24 protein-coding genes are annotated in these 22,020 nt (G+C 62.5%); 13 read left to right on the top strand and 11 right to left on the bottom strand.

Annotation, left to right across the window (positions count from 1 at the left end; translation table 11 throughout):
* Nucleotides 1-143 precede the first annotated feature (143 nt).
* The 5 genes from NKI99_RS30740 to NKI99_RS30760 form a co-directional block, all read right to left on the bottom strand.
* Nucleotides 144-1,178 (bottom strand): ABC transporter substrate-binding protein, encoded by a 1,035-nt coding sequence (locus tag NKI99_RS30740; protein ID WP_023809982.1) that lies wholly within the window; start codon nt 1,176-1,178, stop codon nt 144-146.
* Between the two features lie 23 nt (nt 1,179-1,201).
* Complete coding sequence (locus tag NKI99_RS30745) at nt 1,202-2,002, bottom strand: ABC transporter permease (protein WP_023809983.1); 801 nt, start codon at nt 2,000-2,002, stop codon at nt 1,202-1,204.
* Nucleotides 1,995-2,915, bottom strand: coding sequence for an ABC transporter permease (locus tag NKI99_RS30750; RefSeq protein ID WP_352441910.1), 921 nt, complete (start codon nt 2,913-2,915; stop codon nt 1,995-1,997). The genes NKI99_RS30745 and NKI99_RS30750 overlap by 8 nt, the downstream gene beginning before the upstream one ends.
* A 2-nt stretch (nt 2,916-2,917) precedes the next feature.
* Nucleotides 2,918-4,012, bottom strand: coding sequence for an ABC transporter ATP-binding protein (locus NKI99_RS30755; RefSeq protein ID WP_352441909.1), 1,095 nt, complete (start codon nt 4,010-4,012; stop codon nt 2,918-2,920).
* Nucleotides 4,013-4,153: 141 nt separating this feature from the next.
* Nucleotides 4,154-5,833 (bottom strand): amidohydrolase, encoded by a 1,680-nt coding sequence (locus NKI99_RS30760; RefSeq protein WP_352613288.1) that lies wholly within the window; start codon nt 5,831-5,833, stop codon nt 4,154-4,156.
* A 156-nt stretch (nt 5,834-5,989) separates the two neighbouring features.
* On the opposite strand from NKI99_RS30760, the gene NKI99_RS30765 reads away from it, so the two are divergent.
* The 5 genes from NKI99_RS30765 (at nt 5,990) to NKI99_RS30785 (ending at nt 10,909) form a co-directional block, all read left to right on the top strand.
* On the top strand, nt 5,990-6,751 hold the full coding sequence (locus NKI99_RS30765; RefSeq protein ID WP_352441907.1) for a TetR/AcrR family transcriptional regulator: 762 nt from the start codon (nt 5,990-5,992) through the stop codon (nt 6,749-6,751).
* A gap of 26 nt (nt 6,752-6,777) precedes the next feature.
* Nucleotides 6,778-7,809, top strand: a complete 1,032-nt coding sequence (locus NKI99_RS30770) for a histone deacetylase family protein (protein WP_352613290.1) — start codon at nt 6,778-6,780, stop codon at nt 7,807-7,809.
* 107 nt (nt 7,810-7,916) lie between these two features.
* Nucleotides 7,917-8,889 (top strand): IS630 family transposase gene (locus NKI99_RS30775; RefSeq protein WP_502905564.1). Its coding sequence is split into 2 segments (ribosomal slippage): nt 7,917-8,272 and nt 8,271-8,889, totalling 975 coding nucleotides; the frame shifts between segments, so codons are not numbered across the junction.
* Between the two features lie 542 nt (nt 8,890-9,431).
* Nucleotides 9,432-10,142 (top strand): helix-turn-helix transcriptional regulator, encoded by a 711-nt coding sequence (locus NKI99_RS30780; RefSeq protein WP_128304928.1) that lies wholly within the window; start codon nt 9,432-9,434, stop codon nt 10,140-10,142.
* Nucleotides 10,139-10,909, top strand: a complete 771-nt coding sequence (locus NKI99_RS30785) for a helix-turn-helix transcriptional regulator (protein WP_128304927.1) — start codon at nt 10,139-10,141, stop codon at nt 10,907-10,909. Before NKI99_RS30780 ends, NKI99_RS30785 begins: the two co-directional genes overlap by 4 nt.
* Before the next feature lie 35 nt (nt 10,910-10,944).
* Here the strand turns inward: NKI99_RS30785 and NKI99_RS30790 are convergent, their stop codons facing one another.
* The 6 genes from NKI99_RS30790 to motA are packed head-to-tail and all read right to left on the bottom strand — an operon-like array spanning nt 10,945 to nt 15,783.
* The gene (locus tag NKI99_RS30790) at nt 10,945-11,382 is read right to left on the bottom strand and encodes a BspJ family T4SS effector nucleomodulin (RefSeq protein WP_023809991.1); all 438 of its coding nucleotides are present in this window, start codon (nt 11,380-11,382) and stop codon (nt 10,945-10,947) included.
* Nucleotides 11,379-12,461: a flagellar biosynthesis protein FlhB gene (gene flhB, locus NKI99_RS30795; protein WP_352613294.1), complete on the bottom strand. Its 1,083-nt coding sequence runs from the start codon at nt 12,459-12,461 to the stop codon at nt 11,379-11,381. Before flhB ends, NKI99_RS30790 begins: the two co-directional genes overlap by 4 nt.
* Nucleotides 12,462-12,470: 9 nt before the next feature.
* Entirely contained in the window at nt 12,471-13,481 is a 1,011-nt protein-coding gene (locus NKI99_RS30800) for a flagellar motor switch protein FliG (protein ID WP_027038262.1), read from the bottom strand.
* Between the two features lie 43 nt (nt 13,482-13,524).
* Complete coding sequence (gene fliN, locus NKI99_RS30805; protein WP_023809994.1) at nt 13,525-13,911, bottom strand: flagellar motor switch protein FliN; 387 nt, start codon at nt 13,909-13,911, stop codon at nt 13,525-13,527.
* Between the two features lie 16 nt (nt 13,912-13,927).
* Nucleotides 13,928-14,875: a FliM/FliN family flagellar motor switch protein gene (locus NKI99_RS30810; protein WP_352613296.1), complete on the bottom strand. Its 948-nt coding sequence runs from the start codon at nt 14,873-14,875 to the stop codon at nt 13,928-13,930.
* 32 nt (nt 14,876-14,907) lie between these two features.
* Nucleotides 14,908-15,783 (bottom strand): flagellar motor stator protein MotA, encoded by an 876-nt coding sequence (gene motA / locus NKI99_RS30815; RefSeq protein WP_352613298.1) that lies wholly within the window; start codon nt 15,781-15,783, stop codon nt 14,908-14,910.
* Between the two features lie 146 nt (nt 15,784-15,929).
* Here motA and NKI99_RS30820 point away from each other — a divergent pair, with 146 nt between their 5' ends.
* The 8 genes from NKI99_RS30820 (at nt 15,930) to flgG (ending at nt 22,019) form a co-directional block, all read left to right on the top strand.
* Nucleotides 15,930-17,051, top strand: a complete 1,122-nt coding sequence (locus NKI99_RS30820; RefSeq protein ID WP_352613300.1) for a DUF1217 domain-containing protein — start codon at nt 15,930-15,932, stop codon at nt 17,049-17,051.
* A 7-nt stretch (nt 17,052-17,058) separates the two neighbouring features.
* Nucleotides 17,059-17,781, top strand: coding sequence for a flagellar basal-body rod protein FlgF (gene flgF, locus NKI99_RS30825; protein WP_352613302.1), 723 nt, complete (start codon nt 17,059-17,061; stop codon nt 17,779-17,781).
* Nucleotides 17,782-17,784: 3 nt separating this feature from the next.
* On the top strand, nt 17,785-19,188 hold the full coding sequence (gene fliI / locus NKI99_RS30830) for a flagellar protein export ATPase FliI (RefSeq protein WP_352613304.1): 1,404 nt from the start codon (nt 17,785-17,787) through the stop codon (nt 19,186-19,188).
* Nucleotides 19,175-20,014, top strand: a complete 840-nt coding sequence (locus tag NKI99_RS30835) for a hypothetical protein (RefSeq protein WP_128304922.1) — start codon at nt 19,175-19,177, stop codon at nt 20,012-20,014. The genes fliI and NKI99_RS30835 overlap by 14 nt, the downstream gene beginning before the upstream one ends.
* Before the next feature lie 80 nt (nt 20,015-20,094).
* Entirely contained in the window at nt 20,095-20,475 is a 381-nt protein-coding gene (gene flgB / locus NKI99_RS30840; protein ID WP_127257833.1) for a flagellar basal body rod protein FlgB, read from the top strand.
* 2 nt (nt 20,476-20,477) lie between these two features.
* Nucleotides 20,478-20,894 carry a flagellar basal body rod protein FlgC gene (gene flgC, locus NKI99_RS30845; RefSeq protein ID WP_013529797.1) on the top strand — a complete coding sequence of 139 codons (417 nt, stop codon included), beginning with the start codon at nt 20,478-20,480 and terminating at the stop codon, nt 20,892-20,894.
* Nucleotides 20,894-21,220, top strand: coding sequence for a flagellar hook-basal body complex protein FliE (gene fliE, locus NKI99_RS30850; RefSeq protein ID WP_127290400.1), 327 nt, complete (start codon nt 20,894-20,896; stop codon nt 21,218-21,220). Before flgC ends, fliE begins: the two co-directional genes overlap by 1 nt.
* Nucleotides 21,221-21,230: 10 nt before the next feature.
* Nucleotides 21,231-22,019 (top strand): flagellar basal-body rod protein FlgG, encoded by a 789-nt coding sequence (flgG, locus tag NKI99_RS30855; protein ID WP_013529795.1) that lies wholly within the window; start codon nt 21,231-21,233, stop codon nt 22,017-22,019.
* Nucleotide 22,020 lies beyond the last annotated feature (1 nt).

A 22,020-nucleotide genomic window follows, 5' to 3' on the forward strand; every position in this document is an offset into this window, starting at 1 on the left:
CGGGGGGGTCCCATGGGCGGGCGCCTCCCCGGGCAGTCGCGCCGGCCGCGAATCGTAATTCCTATCGGCCGCCCGCCCGCCCTAGCCCTTTCAACATCAACCCGCCCCCGGGGGCGGGCGCCGCCGGGCCCGTCGAACCCAGTTTATTTCTGCAACTCGGTCCAGATCTTGGTGTAAATTTCCTGGGTCTCCGGCGAGCACATCTGCTGCAGCTCGCCGCGTGGCTTGTCCGCGGCCGGAATGATGACTTCGGGCGCGTCCTTCATGTCGGCCGGCATGTACTTGTCCGAGCCGGTGATGGCATTGGCGTAGCGATGGAAGGCCGAGAGACCTGCCGCGTTTTCCGGATCCATGATGAAGTTCTGGAAAAGCTTGGCGTTCTCGACGTTCTTGGCTTCCTTCAGAACGACGACGTTGTCGCTCCACAGGCCGAAGCCTTCTTTCGGATAGTTGTAGTGGATGGCCGGGTTGGCCAGCCGCTGGCGCAGCGCCGAGCCGTTCCAGTCGCTGGTCGCCTTGAAGTCGCCGGCGCCCATCTTCTCGATGGTGTTGTATTCCATCGCGATCCAGTTCGGCTTGGCCGCCACCAGCAGGTCGCGCACCTTCTTCAGCACCGCCTTGTCGTCGGTGCATTGCTGGCCGCCGACATACTTGATCGCGGCGAACATCACATCGCCCATCTCCGGAACGACATTGACCTTCCCCTTGAGCTCGTCAGGCGTGTTGAAGATGATACCCCAGCTATCGGCCGGCCCCTTGTAGGCATCGGTGTTGACGACCACGCCGATCGTGCCCCACGCCCATGGAACACTGTATTTGCGACCCGGATCGAAATCGGGATTGGCCCATTCCGGCGCCACGTTCTTGAAGTTTTCCATCTTGCCAGGATCGGTCTCCTGGATGAGGCCTTCCTTGATCCAGATCGGCACGTAGGTCTGCGACGGCACCGCAATGTCGAAGCCGGTGCCTCCCTGGCGAACCTTGGCCAGCGCGGTGTCGTTGGAATCGTAGTCGGTGATGGTCACTTTGACGTTGTATTTGGCCTCGAACTTCTTGATCACGTCGGGGCTGGTGTAGTTGCCCCAATTGTAGATGTTGAGCACGCCGTCGGCGCGGGCCAGGCCCGTCGAGGCGAGCAACGCCAACCCCATGGCGGTTGCTGTTGTCTTCCAGTTCATGGTTTTAACTCCCATTTTTCGGTTCAGTCTCGTTTCCTGCTGACGAAGAAAAACAACGTGACGATCGCGACCGAAAGCAGCAGGAAGGCGGTCGATATCGCGTTGATCTCGGGTGTGATGCCGCGGCGGATCTGGCCGAGCATGTAGGTGGGCAGCGTGTCCTGGCCGCCTGATTTGACGAACTCGGTGATGACGACGTCGTCGAGCGAGATGACGAAGGCCAGCATCAGCCCGGCCAGGATGCCGGGCCACAGAAGCGGCAGCGTGATGCGCCGGAAAGCCTTCCAGGGCGTCGCGTAGAGGTCGGCTGCGGCACGCTCCAGCGTCAGGTCCATATTCTCAAGCCGCGCCCGGATCGGCAAATAGGCAAAGGGAATGCAGAACGCCGTGTGCGCGGCGACCAGATAGCCGATGCCGGAATAGCCGGTGAAGATCTTGATGCGCGAGAAGAAGATCAGCAGCGCCACGCCGGTGACGATCTCGGGCACCATCAGCGGCTGGTTGATCGCCGCATATTTGAAGGTGAGGCCGGGATAGGGCGCGGTGCGGGTGGTGGCGAGCGCCGCCATGGTGGCAAAGATCGTGGAGAGCACCGCCGCGATGGAGCCAATCTGGAAGGAACGCAGCGTGGCATCGACGACCTGCGTGTTCTGCCATGCCGACTGGAACCATTTCAGCGAAAAGCCGCCCCATTCGGAGGTCGAGCTCGCCGCGTTGAAGGCATAGATGACCAGCACGATGATCGGCAGATACAGCACGATAAAGCAGGTCGCGGCGATCGCGGTGAATCCTGGCTGGTGCTTGATGGAAAAGTTCTTAGCCATGACGTACCCCCGACTTGCCGGCATTGCGCACATAGGCAAGCAGCGCCACCATGACGATGATCATGACGGCGATCGACAGCGCCGAGCCGAGTGGCCAGTTGCGGCCCTGCCCGAACTGCAATTCGATCAGGTTGGACAGCATCATGTTCTTGCCGCCGCCAAGAACGCTCGGTGTCACATAGGCGCCAAGCGCTGGAATGAAGACCAGTATGGAGCCGGCGATGACGCCCGGCTTGACCAGCGGAAAGATGATCCGCCGCAGCACCTGGAAGCGCGACGCGTAAAGGTCGTACCCCGCCTCGACCAACCGGAAATCGAGCTTTTCCATGCTGGCATAGATCGGCAGCACCATCAGTGGCAGGTAGACATAGGCCATGCCGATCAGGATCGCCGTGTCGGTGTAGAGTATCTGGATGGGCGCCGAGATGATGCCGAGCTTGAGCAGGATCGTGTTGACGATGCCTTCGTTGCGGATGATCTGCAGCACCGCGAAGGTGCGGATCAAAAGGTTGGTCCAGAACGGAATGGTAATCAGGAACAGCCAGAGATCGCGGGTCTTTTCGCTGCGCGTCGCCATGAAATAGGCGGTCGGGAAACCAAGCACCAAAGTGGCGATCGTCGTCACCACCGAGAGCTTGATCGAGCGCAGGAAGATGGTGACGTGGGCGGCGGCGATCGAAAGCGTGTCGTCGAAGATATCGCGTTCCAGAAACACCGATGTCCAGGCTTCCGGCGAGAACTGCCACTTCACGTCGCCATAGGAGCCTGGCGTCAGGAACGAGTAGACGAGCACGATCAGCAAGGGGCCGGTCGCGGCGAGGAAAATGACCAGCAGCGCTGGCGCTGACAAAAGCCAGCGGTCACGGACATCGCGCCGCTCCGCTGCCTTGGCGACTTCTTCCGCGGTCGCCATCGTCAGTCCTTCAGGACCTGAGCGGCATCGCTGCCGATGAGGATGCCGACTGCGTCGCCCTTCTCGAAACCGCAGCCCGCGCTGCGCGTGTTCTGCTGGCGTACGGTGAAGAGTTCGCCACTGTCGAGATGAACATGGATGTGGGTGTCGGTGCCGAAATAGACGATGTTTTCGACCGTCCCCGACAGTTCGCCCTTGGCCTTGGTCAGCTTGGCGTGTTCGGGCCGAACCACCACCGTGGCGTTGGATTTGGGCTGGAAACCCTGGGCCACGGTCGCCTCGATGGTCGCACCGGATTTGAGCGTGGCGCGCGCCTTGCCGTTGGCCATCTCGCTGATGGCGGCGGTGAGGAAGTTGGTTTCACCGATGAAGTCGGCGACGAAGCGCTCCGCCGGCTTGTCGTAGATATCCCAGGGCGAACCGACCTGCAGGATCTTGCCCGATGACATCACCGCGATGCGGTCTGACATGGTCAGCGCTTCTTCCTGGTCGTGGGTGACGAAGATGAAGGTGATACCGGTCTCGTGCTGCAGCCGTTTCAACTCGATCTGCATCTCCTTGCGCAGCTTGTAGTCAAGCGCCGACAGCGGCTCATCGAGCAAAAGCACCTTCGGCTGCGGCGCCAAAGCGCGGGCCAAAGCCACGCGCTGCTGCTGGCCGCCGGAGATCTGGCTGGTGCGACGACCAGCGAGTGCCTCCATCTTGACCAGCTTCAGCATCTCGGCGACGCGCGCCTTGATCTCCGCCTTCGGCTTGCCCAGCATTTCCAGGCCAAAGCCGATATTGTCGGCGACCGTCATGTGCGGGAACAGCGCATAGGACTGGAAAACGGTGTTGACCGGCCGCTTGAAGGGCGGCAGCGGCGCGATGTCCTGGCCGTAGAGCAGGATTTCACCGGCGGTTGGAAAGTCGAAGCCGGCGATCAGCCTGAGCAACGTCGTCTTGCCGCAGCCGGATGGCCCCAGCAACGTGAAGAATTCGTTCTCCCGGATAGATACCGAGACCGTGTCGAGGGCAGCTACCTGCCCCTCACCTGATCCGAAAATTTTGCTGACGTTTACTACTTCAATCGCATTCCGATCCGGTTTGTCCGGCACGATTACGCCTCACTGTTGACCCCGCTCTTGCTGGCGGAGCTCTTCCCCTGTTCGATGTGACCACATGGCCGGTGGGTTGGCAAGCCCGGCATTGGGTCACAGTTCAATCAGTCATTGAGGCCTGCAAGCCCCATGCCATAGTCAGGCCTGATAGGTGACCTTGCCGCCGCAAATCGTCGTCACCGGCCGCACCTTGTGCAGGTCGGCCGGGGCGGTGTTCTCGATATCCATCGACAAAACCACCAGATCGGCCATGTAGCCTGATTTCAGCGTGCCCTTGCGGTGCTCGGCGAATTCGGCGTAGGCGCCCTCGATCGTGTAACCGGCGATCGCTTCATGCAGTGAGAAACTCTGGTCCGGGTCGCTTTCTGCCCACGGTTTGCGCAACACTGCCGCCTGAATGCCCAGGATCGGATCGATCGGCGACACCGGCCAATCGGATGCGAAGACGACATGCGCGCCGGCATCCTTCAAGGTCCGCCAGGCATAGCTCAGCGGCCAGCGCGCCGGCCCGATGCGAGACACTGTCGGCTCCAACGGAAAATCCATGGCGCCGGGCGGATGCGGCGGTTGCATGGAGGCAATGACGCCGAGTTCGGCGAAACGCGGCACATCAGCCGTGGTGGTGACCTCGATGTGCTCGACACGGTGACGGCTGTCGCGCTTGCCGTTCGCCTTCTGCGCCGCCTCATAACCGTCGAGCACCGCGCGCACCGCGCCGTCGCCGATCGAGTGCACGGCGATCTGCAACCCGCGTCTGTCGACCGCGACGGCCAGATCGATGAATTGTTGCGGCGTGAACAGCGGCTCGCCAACCCAGTCCGGGCGGTCGGCATAGGGCTCGACCATTACAGCTGTCCAGGAATCGAGAACGCCGTCGTAGAACACCTTGACCATGCCCGACGACAGCCATTCGCTGTTGTAGCGTTCGGCCATATCGGACGCCTTGTCGAGCATGTCGAGCGTCATGAAATTCTTGTAGTGGAACGGGATCTTGACGCGGCAGGGCAAACCTTCCTCGGCGTCGATCTCGGCCAGCAGCTCAAGTTGATAGAGATTGCCGTCCATGTTCTGGATCGAGGTGATGCCGTGGCGGGCGCACCAGGCGAGCCCGCGCCGCATGATGTCGCGGTCGGCGTCCCGCTCGGCCGTCGTCGGCATCGGGTCCGGCTCGCCGCCGGTCGACAGCCCCAGCCGCACCCGGCCTTCGCCGGCAAGGTCGAGCACCGGGCCAAAGGCCTCGCCTTCGCGCAATTCGCCGGCGGCCAGTCCATCGTCACCCATGACGATCTCATTGCCAGGGCCGAGCGTGCACCCCTGCAGGATGCCGGCCATTTCCAGCGCCTTGGTGTTGGCCCACATGGTGTGATGGTCGGGCGCCGCCATGCAGAACGGGCGATCGGGCAAAATGGCGTCGAGGTGGTGGCGCGTCACCCGCTCGCTGCCGAGCACGGTGTAGTCGACGCCTTGGCCGACCAGCATCTTCGCGTCGGGCCGGGTCGGCGCATAGTCGCGGATCGCCTTCTGCAGCGCCTCGAGGCCATGAATACCGGTGAGTTGAAGGTGGGCAAGTTCAGCCCCGCCCGAAAACAAATGCATATGGGCTTCGATGAACCCCGGCACGACGGAACCGCCCTTGGCGTCGATCACCTTGGTGGTCGGTCCCTTGAACTCTTCGATGGAGGCGCGGCTGCCGATGGCGATGATGGCGCCGTCCTTGACGGCGACGGCTTCGGCGGCGGGATTGTCGTCGTCCATGGTCCGTACACGACCGTTGGTGACGATCAGATCCGCATTGTGACCCGCACCTGTGACAGACATCGCGACTCCGCGCTTTTGACGACTGACTGGGACCGACAACCCCTCATGTCCAACGACCTGCCCCTCCACCGGAGCGGCGCCATGGGACGAAAAAGAATGCCAGCGCGCTGTCTTGGAAATTCCCCTTGTCATCCCAAGAGGCAGCGTGGATAAAGAATGCGACTGATTATTCGCGTTTGTCAACATACCGAATCTGGAATGTATTGTGGACAGCAAGCTCCCACCATGTTGAGACCAGGCGGGGAACGAGGACATCAAGCCGTGAAGCGCAGTCTCGACCGCAAAACCAGGATAGCGCTCGAACCGCGCAAACAGCCGCGGCAACAACGCTCCAGCAAGGTGGTCGACCGGATTCTCGACGCAGCGCTGGTCTTGACGCGCGAGCAAGGAACCAAGACGCCGACGACGCTCGCCATTGCGCAGCGCGCAGGCTTGTCGGTTGGTTCGATCTACCAATACTTTCCCAACAAGGAAGCCATTCTTCTGGACCTCGCCCGGCGCTGGCTGTCATCCTTTCCCGAGGTGATCGCCAAGCGTATCAAGGTCGCCCCGCCCACCAACCGTGAAGAGTTTCGGCGCGAAGTGCGCAGGCTCTTCACCGACACGTCCAGGCTCTACCTGGAAAACGCCAGCCTGATGCCGGTGATCGAGGCCATTTCAGGCAACGCCGACCTCAGGCCGATCCAGAACGAATATGACGACCAGATCATCGCCCTCTACGCCGCATGGCTGCAGCATGTGAACCCGGCACTTGAAGACAAGATCGCCAGCCGGCTCGGTGTGCTGATGATGGAGGTCGGACACGTTTGCCGGCTTGTGGGGCTGAAAAAGGATCGCAGGACGTTCGACCTCATCGAGGACGATGTGGAAACCATGTGGCTCGCTCTGGTGAGCCCTTATCTCAATCTTGAATCTTGACTGATTTCACACTTCGAGAGGAATTTATGAAGACTGTTTTCTCCCCCCTGCACGCCGGCCATGCCGGCCAAATGGAACTGGTCACATCGGCCATCGTGCCGGGCTTCGAAAAGCCATCGAGGGCCGAATTCATCAAGGCACGGGTCGAAAGCGAGAAACTGGGTCCCATCATCGCGCCGCACGAACATGACCTCGCCGCCGCCAAGCGCATCCACAAATCAGACTATATCGACTTTCTCCCGACGGTCTGGCCGCAATGGCTGGAAGCAGGCCTCACGGGCACGGCGATGCCCTTCACCTGGCCGACGCGCGGGTTGCGCGGCGACGTGCCGCCAAAGCGCGTCGACGCGCTGCTCGGCTATTATTCCTTCGATGCCGGCGCCACCTTCGTCGAAGGTACCTGGACCGCGATCAAGTCTTCGTACGATGTGGCGCTGACCGCCGCCGGCCTGGTCAAGCATGGCGAGGCTTCCGCCTTCGCGCTCTGCCGTCCGCCCGGCCACCATGCCGGGGCTGGCTTCATGGGCGGCTATTGCTACATCAACAACGCCGCCGTCGCCGCGCAATGGTTCCGCGACCGGGGCGCCAAACGCATCTCGATCCTCGATGTCGACTATCACCACGGCAACGGCACGCAGGAAATCTTCTACGACCGTGCTGACGTCCAGGTGCTCAATCTGCATGGCGATCCGATGATCGAGTACCCGTTCTTCCTCGGCCATGCCGACGAACGCGGAGAAGGCGAAGGCGAAGGCTTCAACCTCAACTATCCAATGCCCTTCGGCACCGACTGGGATGCATGGAACGCGTCGCTCGAGGATGCCTGCGCCAGGCTCACCGCTTATGCACCGGATGTCGTCATCGTCTCGCTGGGTGTCGATACGTTCGAGAAGGACCCGATCAGCCAGTTCAAGCTGAAGACATCTGATTATCCCAAGATCGGCCGCCGCATCGCCAGGCTCGGCCTGCCGACGCTGTTCGTCATGGAAGGCGGCTATGCCGTCGAGGAGATCGGCATCAACGCGGTAGGCGTGCTGACCGGGTTCGAGGATCGGTAAATGCCTGTCGTTCAGGAGCATCTAGAGCGTCGGATGTTCAGTTTGAATCGCGAGGGATTCCAGTGAGGCGTGGTTCATGATTCACTTCCTGTAGGAGGTGATTTGCCATGCCCAAGCCCTATTCGCTCGATTTGCGTGAACGTGTTGTGCGGTTTGTCGAGGCTGGCCACTCGCGGCGTGCGGCGGCGGCACATTTTGGGGTGTCGGTTTCGTTTGTCGTGATCCTGATGAGGAACTATCGAAAGACCGATAGCCTAGCGCCCAAGGCCAACGGTGGCCGCCGCCATTCCAAGCTCGACCCGCATCGAGCGTTCTTGCTTGGCCGTGTAGCCGAGAAGGATGACATTACCATGCCGGAGCTTGCCGCCCAACTGGCCGCTGCTACAGACGTCCAGGTCGCTCCTGCCTCGATCTCGCGCTGGCTCATCAGGAATGGCTATCGCTTCAAAAAAAACGCTGCTGGCCAGCGAGCAAGATCGTCCCGACATCAGCAGGGCGCGGCAGGAGTGGCAGACCATGCGCCAGCCGCGGATGCGGCTTGAGCCACATCGGCTGGTGTTCATCGACGAAACCGGAACCACTACGAAGATGACACGTCTGCGCGGCCGCTGCCTAAAGGGCCAACGGCTGCGCTCAAAGGCACCGTTTGGGCATTGGAAGACGCAGACCTTCATCGCCGGGTTGCGTTGTCATGGGCTCACGGCCCCTTTTGTTATCGACACGCCGATGAACCGGCGCATCTTCGAAACCTATGTCGAAACGCAGCTCGCTCCGACGCTGGCAAAGGGCGATGTCGTCATCCTCGACAATCTCGCTGCCCACAAGAGCCCGACCGCCGAGGCAGCGATCCGGGCCAGAGGCGCATGGCTGCTCTTCCTGCCGCCCTACAGCCCAGATCTCAATCCCATCGAAATGGCATTCGCCAAGCTCAAGGCGCACCTGCGCGCAAAGGCCATCAGAACCATCGACGCCCTGTGGCAGGCCATTGGCGATATCTGCAATCTCTTCTCTCCAACAGAATGCAGATCTCCAACAGAATGCAGAAATTACTTCGCAGCCGCAGGGTATGGACTCACATGAAAGTCCGCCGCTCTAGCGATTTTGGGACAACGACAGGCATAGCAAAGGACCACCGGGACCGGGCGGCAACATCGCCCGGTTCCCACTATCGGGCCAAGGCACCAGCCTTCGGCACAGCAACCGGCGCGCCCATCTGTTCAATGCTCCCGAGCCTGGCGAAATCGACCAGCCGCCGAGAGGGCCGGCGAAGACTTTCGCGTCCCGGTCTTCTGTCCAAGGCGCGAAAACCGACCTCTGAGTCGCACCTGAGTCCATCGGATTCGATTTTGTCAAATCGCGTTTGATGTCAGATTCAACTGCGGGTAGATTAGACCCGAATCAGCCGGTCCTCGGGGGGCGCGGCGACCACCCAAAGTCTCTTGTTCCGGAGCTTTTCCGGCACCAGACGCGGACGGCTTCGCGTTCCCTGAATGGATTCGGGATTTGGTTCGGCGCAGCCCTGCGCCACGCGTGTGTCTTCGTCAAAGTAATGCGTATTCGGGTTCGGCGGCTGGCTTCCAGCATCCGGACAGCAGAAACGATTCCGGCCAAAAGCAACAAGAATGAGCAGTCCCGCCGCACTTCTTCAATCCGACACATTGGGCTCGCGCCTGACGTCGCGCGGCGATCTCACCAGTTTTTTCATGCAACTGACCGCCGAGATCGGCGCCGACAGCTACATGTTGGTCGCCATCGTCCACGACCAGGACCGCAACGATGCGCGCATCGTCTCCTCCAACTGGATTTTCGATGCCATCGAGCTGATCGGCAAGCGGCTGATCGCCGGGCTCGCGCAAGGCGCGCTCACCGTCGCGCCAGGTATCCGTCCACAGCCGCTGGTGGCATCCCGGGCACCAGAAACAGACGGATTGATCACCGGCGAGGAAGCCCGCCTTCTCGACGTGCTCGGCCATGCCGAAATCTATTCGCTGCGCCTCAATGTCGGTCGCCAGCGCCTGTTCGCCCTGTTCTCTGCGGCGACCGCCGGCAGCATCGACCAGCCGGCGTTGATGCGGGCGCAGCTGAAATGCTGCTACGCGCTCTCGCACATTCCGCAACTGATTGCCGCCGCCGCCATGCAGGATCCGTTGTCGGATCGCGAGCGCGAATGCCTGTTCTGGGTTTCCGAAGGCAAGACCACCGACGAGGTCGCCGTCATCCTTGGCGTCTCCTCCAACACCGTCAACAGCTACATCACCCACGCCATCCAGAAATTCGCGGCCAGCAACCGCGCGATGGCCATCGCCACGGCGATCAGGAGCGGCATCATTTGAAACACGCCGATATCAAGGAAACGGCCGAAGCCCTTTTCAACGAGCAGCGCAACCCGTTCGGAGCCTTCACCCTTGGCTCCGAAACCCATCACGCGGTCACCATTCCCGATGCCGTGCGCCGCTGCCGCTGGATCGCCGTTGACATGAATGCCTCGGCTTTCGGCCTCTTCTTCGTAAGCCCCTCGCCCGAGCGGGCGCGGCTAGTCCCATGCTTTGATTCCGACTATCCCGGCATTGCCGTGGCGACCAAGTTCATCTCAGGCGCCAACGGCGAGGAGATCGTGCGCCACACCCGCATCTCGACCGAACCGCGCTGGTGGACGGATGACGGCGTCCCTGCCATGGCGGAGCTGTTTGGCGATCTCACCTGGACCGAGCAGATGGCGGCGCTGGTGCCCGGAACCAGCGGCATCGCTTTTCCCGTTCACGCCGACCGCGGCCAATGCGGCCTTGTCGTGTTCCTCGGCTCGGAGATGACCATGCAGCAGGATGCGCTCTACGAAATACACGCCCGCTGCTTTTCGCTGTTCGCCGCCGTCGCCCGCATCCGTCCGGGCGATACCGGCCGCATGCGCGCAATCTCCAAGCGCGAACTCGAATGCCTGAAGCTGACCGCCAACGGCAACACCAGCGAGGAGATCGCGCGGCTCCTGAAACTGTCGGTGCACACCGCCAACCAGTATCTGACCCAGTCGACCCAGAAGCTCAACGCCGTCAATCGCAACCAGGCCGTGGCCAAGGCGCTGCGGCTGGGCTTGATCGAATAGGGGATTTCGACAGGCGGCTCGATAGCGACCGACGGTCAGCGATAGGCGAGCGGCTCGACCTTGCGGATACGCGCCTCTTCGATCACCGCCTCGAGCAGCGCCGTATTGTGCTCCGGGTCTTCGCCCGGCTTCTCGAACGACACGTAGTTGACCGCCACCGATGCGCCGAGCTCGCTCAGCGTCAGCTGGAAATAGACGGTGACGCCGGGCGGCCTCAGTTCCAGATCGAGCACGATGCGCGGGCTGCCGCTCCAGTCGACATGCGCCTCGCCGCCATGGCCGAGCCGTAGAGTGCCCGGCATGAAGAACAACTCAACCGCTGAATCGACCAGGTCCGACAGGCACGCGAAATGCTCCAGCCGGATAAAGGCGATGTAGTCGGCGACATCGATCAGCCTGAGTTCCCCCACCACCTGCTCGATGGCGCTGGCGACGATGATCTCGCGGGATTTTGCGTGCGGTTGCCGGTTCATGAAATCTGTCTGCGCTCAGCCTTTTTCGAGTAGACGATCCGCACCAGTTCGGCGACGGCCTGGTAGAATTGTGATGGGATTACACTATCGACCGAAACTTGCTTGTACATGGAGCGGGCGAGCGCCACGTCCTCGAAGACCGGGATGTTGTGTTCCCGCGCGATCTCTCGGATTTTCAGCGCCACCAGATCCTGGCCCTTGGCCAGCACCATGGGTGCCGAGTCCTCGTCGCGCACATATTTCAGCGCGATCGAGAAGTGCGTTGGGTTGGCGATGATCAGCGTCGCGCGCGGCACCGCCGTCATCATCCGCTTGCGCGCCCGGTCGCGCGCCAGCGAGCGCAGCCGCGACTTGACGATCGGGTCGCCCTCGGACTGTTTGAACTCGTCCTTGACCTCCTGCTTGCTCATGCGCAGATCCTGCTTCCAGTGGAAGCGCGACCAGACGATGTCGGTTGCCGCGATCAGCCCCATGACGAAGACGATCGCCACCAGGATGTCGACGGCGATGCCGCGGATGACGAGACCGAAGGCGACCGGATTGGTGATCATCCCGCCGAGCAGCTTTCGGTGGTCTTCCGACAGGGTGAAGCTCAGCACGACGATGGCAAACCCGACCTTGCCGAGTGACTTCAGGAACTCGACCCAACCCTGGATGCCGAACAGCCTGTTCCACCCCTTGGCGATCGAAATGCGCGAGAGTTGCGGCCGGACCCGCTCGCCTACGAATTGCGGCATGTTCTGGAACACCGAGGCGCCGACGCCGGCGACGGTCAGCAGCACCATCAGGCTCAGGACGGCGCGGCCAACCTCGAGGAGGACGATCTTGTAGAGCGCGATGACGTCGGTCTCGGTGTCCATCGGCCAGGCTTCCGGCTTCTCCAGGAACATCGACAGGAACATGCCGAGATCGATGATCGCATCCTTGGCGTAGAAGACGGTGAACACCAGTATGGCAACGAACGAGGCAAGGAGCGCTGTCTCCCGCGAATGGGGCAGTTTGCCCTGTTCGATGGTGTCGCGGATCTTCTTTTCCGTCGCCTCTTCGGTTTTCGAATCCTTGTCGACCGCGTCAGCCATGGCGCGGTCTTAGGCGGCGTCTTGGGTCGAGGGTAGTTCGAAGGCACCTTCGCGCGACAGCCGGATCGTCGTCGTAACGATCGTCTTGCGCGCCGCCGTGATGTCGGCGAGAGGGACCCCGTCCGAGCCCTGTCCGAGTTCGGCTTCGATCATGCGCCGCGAGCGGGCGCCGATGGCTGACAGCACCGATTCTGCGAGTGCGGCCGAAGTGCCGCGCAGGGCCAGCGTGACCAACTCCGTCGACAGCCCGTCGAACAGCAGCACCCGCGCTTTCTGGGTGAGCAGCGGCAAATCGTCGAAAGCAAACAGGCGGGCCCTCACACCGTCGAGATCAGGCGTGCCCGCGGCTTCCAGATCCTGCATGACCTCCTCGAGCAGCGGCTTGTCGAGTTCGTTGAGAACGCTGGCGACACGCGCCTGCCCGGCCGAGGTGTCCTTGGTCGAGGTTTCCGCCAGCACGCTGGTACGCAGCCGGTTTTCGACGATCCTGGCGGCAGCGTCGGGAACATTGGCCATCGTCACCATGCGCTTGATGATTTCTCCACGCATCGGCTTGGTCAGTGTCAGCAGCACGTTGGCCGCCACCTGCGGTGCCAGCTTCGACAACACCATGGCCGCCGTCTGCGGATGCTCACCGGCCAGGAAGGCACCAAGCCGCGCCGGCTCGAGCTTTTCGAGCTCGGGCCAGATCGGCGGCGGGCCTTCCGGTGCGACCTCGAATTTCTTGTCGCCCATGATCGCGCTCATCTCTTCGGGCGAGAGCGATTCGTTGAGGATGGTGTCCATCCTGTCGGCGGAATCGAGCAACCCCGCCCCTTCCGTGAACTCGGCTTCGAACTCGGCGACGATGCGCTCAAGATCGCTTTGCGGAATCGTCCGCAGCAGGCGGGCGCCCTCGATCAGGGCCTTCAGTTCTTCCTGCTTGAAGAATTTCAGCAGGCGGCTGGCCGACGGCTTGCCCATCGCCACAAGTATGGCGGCCGCCTTCTGCGCGCGGGTCAAGGTCACCGGCGTCGTCATGCCACTCGCCTCCGCCGCCACCGGCAAGCCCCGCAAACCATGTCTAGGCGCCCTTCGTGCCGGCGATGATTTCGGTCAGCCTGATGCCGAAACGCGACGGATCGCTTTCCAGCACGGTGATCTCGCCGCGCGCGATCTTGCGGCCGTTGACCACGACGTCGACAGGTTCCCCGATGCGGCGATTGAGCGCCACGGTCGACCCTTTTTGCAGCGCCATCAGATCGGAGACCGGCATCTCCGTGCTGCCGAGGATGATCTGGACATCGACGGGGATGTTCATGATCACGCTCGAATTGGCTGATGAGGCCGCCCTGAACGCCGCATCGGGGCGCTGCTCCTCTTCATGCAGGACACCACGCAACTCTTCGATGGCACGGTCGAGTTGCTCGTCCGGCTGGTCGAGGTCGGCTTCCGCCTTGGTTTTGGCCATGATCGTCTCCAAATTCTCAGGCGCGTCCGGCGGCTGCCGGCATCAGCCCGTCGATAAAGTCCTGTCCGGCGTCGTAAGGATGCCTGATCCGGACGGTGTAGTTCTGTCCCAGTTTGCCGAACTCGCATACGAACAGCGTCTTGCCCCGTGCGCTGAGACGCGCCTGGGACTGGGCCGTTTCCTCGAATTCGATGACGTCGCCGATTTGGAAACCGGCGAGCTCGCCGAGCGTCAGCCGCGCCAGCGGCATCGTGGCCTCGAGCGCCACGGTGGAGCGCATCACCTCTTCCGAAAAGCGGGCGCGCCAGCTGGGGCCGTGATCGTCGTCGCTGACAGGCACGGCTCCGTCGCGGCTGGCCAGCACGACGCGCTGCGGCATCGTCACCGTGACGGTGCCACTATCGGCCGGCGTCGAGATGGCAAGCACGATACGGATTGCCGCGCCATCGCGCAGCACATACCGCTTCGCCTCGGTGCCGGACATTGCTCGCGGCGCGGGCAGGCGCAGGTCGAGCGAGCGCTTTCCCGATCCGTTGAGGGCCTGCGCGACCTGCTGGAACACCATGGTCGAAACATCGATTTCGATCTGCGACAGATCGCGTTCGATCGGCGATGCCGGCAGATCCGGGTCGCCGCCGAACAGCGTGCAGACCATGATCGCGATCGCCGGAGCATCGATCACCAGGGTCATCGCATCGGAGGACGCCGACGAGCCGATCACGGTCATGGCAAACGTGTCGCCGGCACGCGAACGCGCCTCGGGAACGCGGCTGACCTCGATCGCTTTGAGTTCGACGACGACCGGAACGCCAAGCTCGCTGGTCAGGCTTTTCTGCAACAGCGGTACGGCGCGTTCGGCCATGGCGCGGCCTGCGTCGATGACCTGCGCGGCCTCGCCGCTGTCACCGACCAGACGCTCGATGATCAGCGAACGCGCTTCCGCTGGACTGCCCAGGCTGGTCATGACAGTGCCGGGACCGATCTGTCGTGCATCGTTCAGGCGGCCTTCTTTTCGACGGCACCGGTGTTCATCGTGCTCTGTTCGACGGCGTCGATCGTCGGCCGTTCATAGGACGAGATGGTCTTGCGGCCGAACTCGATCGCCACCTGCGGCAGCGCACCGTTCATGTAGGCCAGCAGCGTCTGCTTGACGATGATATAGAGGCGGTTCTTCTTCTCGCGCACTGTCTTGATCTTGGTGGCGACCGGCCCGACCACCGAATAGGACAGGAAGATGCCGAGGAACGTTCCGACAAGTGCGGCACCAATCAAACCGCCGAGGATTTCAGGCGACTGGTCGAGCGCGCCCATCGCCTTGACCACGCCGAGCACGGCGGCGACGATGCCGAGCGCCGGCAAGCCGTCGCCCACCGCCACCAGCGCGTGATAGGCCTTCATCTTGTCGGACTTGATGGTCTGGATTTCTTCGTCCATCAGCGCCTCGATCTCGTGCGAGCGGGCATTGCCGATGATGATGATACGGCAGTAGTCGCAGATGAAATGCGTCAGGTCGTGGTTATGCAGCACGGTTGGGAACGCCTGGAAAATCGCCGACTCTTCCGGATTGTCGATATGCGCCTCGACTTCGCTGCGGGATTTCGAGCGCAGCTCGCGCATCAGCGAGTGCAGCACGCCGAGCGTCTCGAGATAGTCCTGTTCCTTCGGCACCGCCTGCTTGAAGGCTTCGAGGATGCCCTTGCCGGTGTCCTTGACCGTCTTCATCGGATTGGCGACGAGGAAGGTGCCAAAAGCCGCACCACAGATGATCACGGCTTCCCATGGCTGAATCAGCACATGAAGATGGCCGCCCATGGCCATGAAGCCGCCAAGGACGCAGCCGAGCGTTACCACCAGTCCAATCAGAATGCCCACGACAGGTCCTTCCGCATTTCACATCAGGAGCTAGGGATAGTCCCCGTGCCTTGTGTGAGGCTTGAATCGAGGGCTTGGAAGCGATTCAGTTTCGCGCAAGGAAGTAGGGGTATTGTGCCGGCATAGCTTCGGCCGGAGGCACGTCTTTGCTCAATACCTTTACCAGCTACCAGCTCATCACCAAGGACATTTCAAAATCGATCGACAGGATCGAGCAGCAGCCCGTGGTTGATCGCGACACCAAATATTATCTCGCGAATATCACCAAGGTGAAATCGATCGACGATTTCGTCAAAAACGACCGTTTGTTCAAGTATGCCATGAAGGCCTACGGGCTGGAGGACATGGACTACGCCAAGGCCTTCATGGTCAAGGCACTCAAGGAAGGCGTCTCCGATCCCGACAGCTTCGCCAACAAGCTGACCGACAAGCGCTACGCCGAATTCGTCAGCGCCTTCAACTTCGCCGCCAACGGCGCCGATGCGACCATCTACAACAAGACACAGCAGTTGGTGACCAAGAACTATGCCACCCAGGCGCAGATCGCCGGCCTCGATCCCAATTCGGCCTATGTGAAGGGCGAGACGACATACTATCTTGCCAACATCACCAAGGTGAAGTCGATCGACGATCTGATGTCGAACAACCGGCTCTACACATACGCGCTGGCGTCATTCGGTCTCGATTCGGCGACGGAAGACAAGGATCTCATCAAGCGGGTTCTGCAGGGCGGCGTCCGCGACCCCGACAGTGTCGCCAACAAGATGACGGACAAGACCTATGCCGCGCTTGCCTCCGCCTTCAACTTCGAAGCCTATGGCGAAAACACCACCACCATCAATCCGGCGCAACAGCCGACCGTCGACAAATACATGCGCCAGACCCTCGAAGAGGATGCCGGCCAGACCAACCAGGGCGTGCGGCTGGCGCTTTATTTCGATCGCAAGGCCCCGACCATCACCAGCTGGTATGACGTGCTGGCCGACACCGCGCTTGCCAGTGTCGTGCGCACCGTGCTCGGCCTGCCTGATTCCTTCGCCACCGCCGACGTCGACAAGCAGGCGCAGCTGTTCGAGCAAAAACTCGACATCTCGGATTTCTCCGACCCCGAAAAACTCGGCAAGTTCCTGACGCGCTTCACCAGCATGTACGAGATCAACCACCTGACTTCATCGGCCGTCGCCTCGGTCAGCGTGCTGTTTGCCCAGCCACTCACCGTCGGCATCTCCACCGACCTGATGATGGCGATGCAGAAACTGAGGTTCTGAGACCATCATGCGGGACAGCCTGTACGTCGCCCTTTCGTCGCAGATCGCGCTTGAGCGGCGCCTCGACACCATCGCCGACAACGTCGCAAACGCCGCGACGATCGGCTTTCGCGCCACCGGCGTGAAGTTCGAGGACGTCGTCTCCGGCACCGGGCAGAAATCGGTATCCTTCGCCTCCCCGGGCAAGACCTACCTTTCCGGCGCTCACGGTGCCTTAAGCGAGACCGGCAATCCCTTCGATTTCGCCGTCCAGGGCGATGCCTGGTTCGCCATAGAGACGCCGGTCGGCACCGTCATGACCCGCGACGGACGCTTTTCAATGAACGAGAACGGCGAACTGATGTCGATCGAGGGCCACCCGGTGCTCGATGCGGGCGGCTCGCCGATCCAGCTTGACCCCCGCAACGGTCCGCCCAAGGCCGGGGCTGATGGTTCGTTGCGCCAGAACGATCAGCTTGTCGGCTCGATCGGTCTCTACAATTTCGATCCGGGCGCGAACTTCGTCCGCTACGGCAATTCCGGCATCGTTCCGGCACGCACCCCAGAGCCTGTCACCGATCGCTCGGATATCGGCGTTGCCCAGGGTTTTCTCGAAGAGTCCAATGTCAATCCGGTGCTGGAGATCACCAGGCTGATCATGGTCCAGCGCGCCTTCGAGAACACCGCCGCCCTGATGCGGCAGACCGACTCATCCACCGACGAGGCGATCAAGACGCTCGGCTCGAAATAATCCATGTCGCTCGACCAGCCATCCCTGCGCGCACTCGAAAGACAACTCCAGCCGGCGCCGGAAGAACGGCTTGCCGCGCTGGAACGGGTCTGGCGGCGTTTCGCCGACGCCGAGGCGCTGCTCAAGCGCGGCGGCCGCGTCATCGAAGTCACGCCCACGCACTACAAGGTGCACGGCCTTTCCGGTTTCGCCAGGCTGGGCGACATCGTCGAGCAGCGCGGCCATGCCGGTGCGCGCCGCGGCGAGATCGTCAAGATCGGCCGCGACGAGGCCGTCGTGGCGCCCTTCGAACGCAGCGCCGATTCCGGCATCGGTGATGCCGTGTTCCGCCGCGGTCCGCTCGTGGTGGCGCCGCATGCCTCGTGGCGCGGCCGCACCATCGACGCACTCACCAGGGTCATCGATGGCGGCCCGCCACTCGCCCGGGGAGACGACACGACGCGCGGCGCCCAGACGACGCCGGGGGCCATGGCGCGGCAACGCGTCGGCACTGCCTTCATGACCGGCGTCAAGGTCATCGATATCTTCACGCCGCTCTGCTTCGGCCAGCGCCTCGGCATCTTTGCCGGCTCCGGCGTCGGCAAGTCGACGCTGCTCGCCATGCTCGCCGGCGCCGACGCATTCGATACCGTCGTGGTGGCGCTCGTCGGCGAACGCGGCCGCGAAGTCCGTGAATTCCTCGAGGACACGATCGGCGACAGCATGGCCAAGACCGTCGCCGTCGTCGCCACCAGCGACGAAAGCGCCATGATGCGCCGGCGTGCGCCAGACACCGCCATGCGCATCGCCGAGCACTTTCGCGACCAGGGGCATCGCGTTTTGCTGGTGCTGGATTCGATCACCCGCTTCGCTCACGCCCTGCGTGAGGTGGCGACGGGAACCGGCGAGCCGCCGGTCGCGCGCGGTTATCCGGCCTCGGTGTTCACCGAACTGCCCAAGCTGCTCGAACGCGCCGGGCCGGGTACGGAAGGCAAAGGGTCGATCACCGCCATCATTTCCGTGCTGGTCGACGGCGACGATCACAACGACCCGGTCGCCGATTGCGTGCGCGGCATCCTCGACGGCCATGTCGTGCTCGATCGCACGATCGCCGAACAGGGTCGCTATCCCCCCGTCAACCCGCTGTCGTCCATATCGCGGTTGGCCGGAAAGGCCTGGAGCGTCGAACAGCGCGCGCTGGTGACAAGGCTGAAGTCGATGATCTCGCGCTTCGAGGACACGCGCGATATCCGGTTGCTTGGGGCCTATCAGGGGGGCGTCGATGCCGAACTCGACATCGCCGTGCGCCAGGTGCCGCTGATCTATGAGGCGCTGACGCAAGCGCCGAAGGATCGCCCGTCGGCCGACCCTTTCTCCGATCTCGCCCGCCACCTCAAGAGCAAGCTGAACGCCGATGCCGGAGACTGAACGCGAATATACCGAGCGCATCCTGCGCGACATGATCGCCGAGGCCAATGCCGTGGAGCAAGCCGAGGCTGACGAAACGAGAACCGCCAAGGCAAAGGCTGCCCGTACCATCGCAGCGAAAGCCGAGGCCGTTCTGGCCAGAGCCGTCAAGCCAATCCTGCCACGGGCTGGCAAAGCCGATCCTGATCTGGCCAGGCCCGTCGAACCCGCTCTGCCCCGGGCTCCCCGGGCGGTGGCTGCCGAGATGACGCAGGCCAGCCGCGACTCGCTGATCGACGGGCTGTTCCCGCGCACCGAATGGCCGCAGCCGCCAAAGGCACCGTTTCCCCGACTGAAGAAGAAGTCCGACCGACGCAGCGATTTCGTCATAGCCGCGCTCGGCATCACGCTCGGCCTGATCTGCGCCCTGTTTCCCTGGTACATCTTCTTCAACCAGGATCAGTTTGGCGTCCAGGCGATGAAGTTCGGCGGCACCGGCTCCAATTCCGGGCGAGCGGGCGGCGGCGTGGTCGCCGAACGCAGCGCGCCGCTGACGGCAAAGGATATTCCCGCGGCCAATCTCGATCTTCTTGCCACGGGGACGGTGCGGGATGATGCCAATCCCGCAGCCGCACCCGACGAGCAACCGTTTCCGGCCGACGCGGCGAAATTCCGCATGGTTCATGTCGCCAACGGCCGTGCCATGATCCAGGACGACGCTGGCCTCTGGATCGTCCAGCGCGGCTCGATACTGCCTGACTCCAGCCAAGTGTCCTCCATCGAGCAGCGCAACGGCAAATGGGTCATGGTCACCAGTGCCGACCGGGTAATCGAACTCTCCAGATAAACGATCTCCGGCTTCCGGCCATCCGCAAGGCCCGCGCAAGACTGGCGGCCTAGTCTCTGGGTACCTGCTCGGAGATTCCCATGGAGCCCGTTTCCCTTTTCGACCTCGCCGCCAAGCAAGCGCAATGGCTGGCCGTGCGCCAGTCGGCAGTCGCCGGCAACATCGCCAATGCCAACACGCCGGGTTATACGGCAAACGACGTCGAGCCATTCGAAAAGGTGCTCGACCGCGCCGCCGTATCGCTGCAGGCCACCCAGGCCGGCCATCTCGGCAATGCAGCGACCAATGCCGGCTTCACCATCAAGCCGCAGGAGGATGACGGCGTCGTCATGCCGTCCAAGAACTCGGTCGTTCTGGAAGACCAGTTGCTGAAAGCCGGCGAGGTGCGCCGCTCCTTCGAACTCAACACGGCGATCGTCAAGGCTTTTCATACGATGATGATGATGGCGGTGAAGAGCTGACCATGGACGCACTGACCGCAGCCCTCAAAGTCGCAGCATCCGGCCTCGGCGCCCAGTCGGAGCGCCTGCGCGTGGTTTCCGAAAACCTCGCCAACGCCCAGTCGACCGGCACCGCGCCCGGCTCCGATCCTTATCGCCGCAAGACCATCAGCTTCGTCTCCGAGCTTGACCGGGCCTCCGGCAGTTCAACTGTTGCAGTGAACTCGATCGATCGAGATCCCAGTGACTTTCCAGTCGAGTTCCAGCCCGGCAACGAGGCCGCCGACGAGAAGGGCTATGTCAAGATGCCCAACGTCAACGTGCTGATCGAAATGGCCGACATGACCGAGGCCAATCGCTCCTACGAGGCCAACCTTCAGGTGGTCAAGCAGGCCCGCGACCTGATTTCCATGACCATCGACCTGATGAGGAACCAGTAATGATCAGCGGTATCGGAGCGCTTCAGTTCAAGCCGTCGATCGGCGGCGACGACGCGGCCACAAGCCTGCTCCAGGGCGGCGCGGCACCCTCGGCCGGCGGCAATGTCGGCACCTCCTTCGCCGAGGCGCTGAGCCAGGCAGCCTCCAAGACCGTCGACACGCTGCAGAATGCCGAGCAGGTATCGTTGCAGGCGCTCAAGGGCGACGCCGACACCCGCCAGGTGGTCGACGCCGTGATGAGCGCGCAGCAGGCGCTTCAGACCGCCGTCGCCATCCGCGACAAGGTGGTTTCCGCCTATCTCGAAGTCAGCCGAATGGGCATCTGAGGATTCCGCCATGAAAGCACTCGCCATCGCCGCCACCGGCATGAATGCCCAGCAGACAAATCTGGAAGTCATCGCCAACAACATCGCCAACATCAACACCACCGGCTACAAGCGCGCCCGTGCCGAATTCTCCGACCTGCTCTATCAGGTCGACCGCACGCAAGGCGTGCCCAACCGCTCCAACGCCTCGCTGGTGCCGGAGGGCGTCTCGATCGGCCTCGGCGTCAAGACGACGGCCGTGCGCAACGTGCACACCCAGGGCGAACTGACCAGCACCGGCAACAGTTTCGACCTGGCGCTGACCGGCAGGGGCTGGTTTCAGATCGAGGGTGCCGACGGCGGCACGCTCTACAGCCGCGCCGGAGCTCTCAACACCAACGCCACCGGCCAGTTGGTGACGGTCGACGGCGCTGCCGTCATTCCGGCAATCAATGTCCCCGTGGATGCCGTCGAGGTCATCGTCAACAAGACCGGCCAGGTCTTCGCCCGCATCGACGGCCAGACCGACCTGCAGAACCTCGGTCAGCTTCAGATCGCCAATTTCGCCAACGAGGCCGGCCTGGCGCCGCTCGGCGACAATCTGTTCCAGGAAACCACGGCTTCGGGGCCAGCCAATGTCGGCGTGCCTGGCGATCCCGGCTTTGCCACCATCCAGCAGGGCTATCTCGAAGCCTCCAACGTCGACCCGGTCAAGGAAATCACCGAGCTGATCTCGGCGCAGCGCGCCTATGAGATGAACTCCAAGGTCATCCAGGCCGCCGACGACATGGCCTCCGTGGTCTCCAAGAACATCAGGTAAA

The sequence above is a fragment of the Mesorhizobium sp. M0239 genome, assembly GCF_040321815.1.
Classification (GTDB): Bacteria; Pseudomonadota; Alphaproteobacteria; order Rhizobiales; family Rhizobiaceae; genus Mesorhizobium.